This is a genomic window from Mesorhizobium sp. M7A.F.Ca.CA.002.15.2.1 (assembly GCF_003998715.1).
Classification (GTDB): domain Bacteria; phylum Pseudomonadota; class Alphaproteobacteria; order Rhizobiales; family Rhizobiaceae; genus Mesorhizobium; species Mesorhizobium ciceri.
In genome coordinates this window covers 1-1,847 of the sequence record NZ_RZPI01000892.1, presented here as the reverse complement: position 1 = coordinate 1,847, position 1,847 = coordinate 1, and the positions used below count along the sequence as shown (strand labels likewise).

Annotated in this window: 2 protein-coding genes; one reads left to right on the top strand and one right to left on the bottom strand. The window is 64.4% G+C overall.

The genetic code is table 11. From position 1 onward, the window contains the following. Positions 1-1,101: glutamate--tRNA ligase family protein (locus ENZ74_RS30785; protein WP_127313256.1), on the top strand; the 1,101-nt coding region annotated here is incomplete at its 5' end. Here the strand turns inward: ENZ74_RS30785 and ENZ74_RS30780 are convergent. After that, positions 1,019-1,847 (bottom strand): DUF2865 domain-containing protein (locus ENZ74_RS30780; protein ID WP_127313255.1); only part of this gene is annotated, 829 nt, incomplete at its 5' end. The two genes, ENZ74_RS30785 and ENZ74_RS30780, sit on opposite strands and share 83 nt — an antisense overlap.

Sequence of the window (1,847 nt, the reverse complement as noted above, 5' to 3'; positions counted from 1 at the left end):
GGCGTTCTCTATGCCTGCTACGAAACGCCGGAGGAGCTGGATCTCAGGCGCAAGGTGCGCCGCACGCGCGGTCTGCCGCCGGTCTATGGCCGCGAGGCGTTGACCCTGACGCACGAACAGATCGCCGAATACCAGACCGATGGCCGCCGGCCGCACTGGCGTTTTCTCCTGCCCAATTTCTCAGGCGATCCACAACAGCCGGAACGCACTGAAATCCACTGGAACGACTTGGTGCGCGGTGAGGAAACCGTCGATCTGGCCTCGCTTTCCGATCCGGTCCTGGTGCGCGAGGACGGCACCTATCTCTATACGCTGCCTTCCGTGGTCGACGACATCGAGATGGGCGTCAGCCATGTCATCCGCGGCGACGACCATGTCACCAACACCGGCGTGCAGATCGCCCTGTTCCAGGCACTGGCTGCCACGCCGCCAGTGTTCGGCCACCACAATCTCCTGACCACCGCATCGGGCGAGGGCTTGTCGAAGCGCACCGGCGCGCTCTCCATCGAAAGCCTGCGCGAGGACGGGATCGAGCCGATGGCCGTCGCATCATTGGCGGTCCTGGTAGGCACTTCGGAGAATGTCGCGGCGATGCCGACGATGGGCGAACTCGCCGAACGCTTCGATCCGGCGGCGACATCGAAATCCGCGGCCAAGTTCGATCCGGACGAGCTGTTCGTGCTCAACCGGTCGCTGCTGCACCACATGCCGTTCGCCGAGGCACAAGACCGTCTCATCGTGCTCGGCGTCTCCGGCGAGCAGGCCGAACCGTTCTGGCTGGCGGTGCGCGGCAATCTCGACAGGCTGGCCGATGCGGTCAACTGGTGGCGCATCCTGCGCGAAGGACCGCAGGAGAAGCCGCAATTTTCCGATGACGACCGCGACTTTCTCCGACAGGCGTTCGACCTGCTGCCGGAGGAACCCTGGACCGCGACGATCTGGAAGGACTGGACGGGCAAGATCAGGGAAGCGACCGGCCGCAAGGGCAAGGCGTTGTTCATGCCACTCAGGACAGCCCTTACCGGACTGCCTTCGGGGCCGGAGCTTGCAGATCTATTGCCGCTGATGGGTCGGGAAGGAACGTTGGCCCGACGACCCTGACCTTGCGCTGTTCCGGCGGCAGCGCGGACACGGGCGACGTCACCGGCCTCGCGGAAAGCCGCTTGATCGCCTCGCGGTCGAGCCCACCTTCCAGATTGGCCAGCGTTTCGGGATCGGCGCCCGGATCAGGTTTTGCAACCGGGACTGGAATGAATGATGACGCGTCTGTCTCTGGCTGCGATTGCACCGGATTCGGCGGATTGCCGGCGATGATCTGGAAACCCTGCGCAGCGGCGTTGCAGCCGCAAGCCGGCGGCCGCGACACGCCGGGCCGCTTGTAGAGATAGGCGGTCGGCAATTCGCTGTAAGGCCGGCCGGTGACAGATGACGTCATCGACGCCGAATCGTCGTCCATGCCGCGCGAATAGAAAACCTGCATCTCGGTGCCGGGGCAGCTCGATTCGCAATTCTTCTGGTCGCGTTCGAAATCGCCTGCCGAGGCCGAGTTCGACATAGGGAAAAAGTAGCCGTCGCAGGTGCGCACACAGGACGTGTGGAATTCGCCACCGACGCTCGGAAAATCCGGTACGCCGGGCTGGTTGAGCACACGGCGGACATTGCGCTCCTCGCTGGGATCGTCGGGCTGGTTGGGTTCATCAAGCATATCGAGCTGCTTGCTGTTGCCGCCGAAGAGCTGATCGAACAGGTTTGCGCTGCCGCCGTCGCGGTTCGCTTCCTGCAAAGGCGCACGCCGAGGCGCAACGGTGTCGTCGCGGCAGCCATTGGCGTCGAGCGCCGCCAGGATG